The 748-nt window shown below is 71.3% G+C and carries 1 protein-coding gene; it reads right to left on the bottom strand.

The window, feature by feature from the left end:
* A partial coding sequence (locus AC4IJH_RS43615) for a polyketide synthase dehydratase domain-containing protein (RefSeq protein ID WP_490857581.1) occupies positions 1–689 on the bottom strand: 689 nt, incomplete at its 3' end.
* Positions 690–748: the final 59 nt, after the last annotated feature.

Below are 748 nucleotides of genomic sequence, written 5' to 3'. Positions count from 1 at the left end.
GCCGCCACCGTCAGGCTGCCCTGAGCGTCCCGCCGCAGCCGCGCCCGCAGCACCGAAGCACCACTGGCATGCAGCTCCACACCCGTCCACGCGAACGGCAACCGCACCTGACCCGGCTCACCCTGCTCGGCATCGCCCACCAGGGCGCTGGCGTGCAACACCCCATCGAGCAGCGCCGGGTGCAGCCCGAACGCACCCGCGTCCTCGGCCACGCCCTCAGGCAGGACCACCTCGGCGAAGACATCCTCGCCACGGCGCCACACCGCCCGCAGACCCTGGAACGCCGGACCGTAGCCGTACGCCCCTGCCAGCGCGTCGTATATCCCGCTGATGTCCACCGCCGTCGCATCGCGCGGCGGCCAGACGGCGAGATCGTTCTCCTCCTGAGCCGGTGCGCCGGCCGGGGCGACCGTGCCACTGGCGTGCTGGGTCCAGGCCTCCTCGGAGCCGTCGGTACGGGAGAACACCTCAACCGCACGACGCCCATCAGCGTCGGCCCCAGCCAACACCACCTGGATTTGCACGCCGCCCTCGGCGGGCACCACCAGCGGCGCCTGCAACGTCAGCTCCTCCAGCAGGCCACAGCCCACCTGATCACCAGCACGTACAACCAGCTCCACAAAACCGGTGCCGGGCAGCAGGATCACACCGCCCACCCTGTGGTCAGCCAGCCACGGATGCGTACGCACCGACAACCGACCAGTGCACACCAGGCCCGCACCACCGGCCAGTTCGACCGCCGCACCCA

The sequence above is a fragment of the Streptomyces sp. UF-297 genome (genome assembly GCF_058245575.1).
This window is presented reverse-complemented; position numbering and strand designations above follow the sequence as displayed.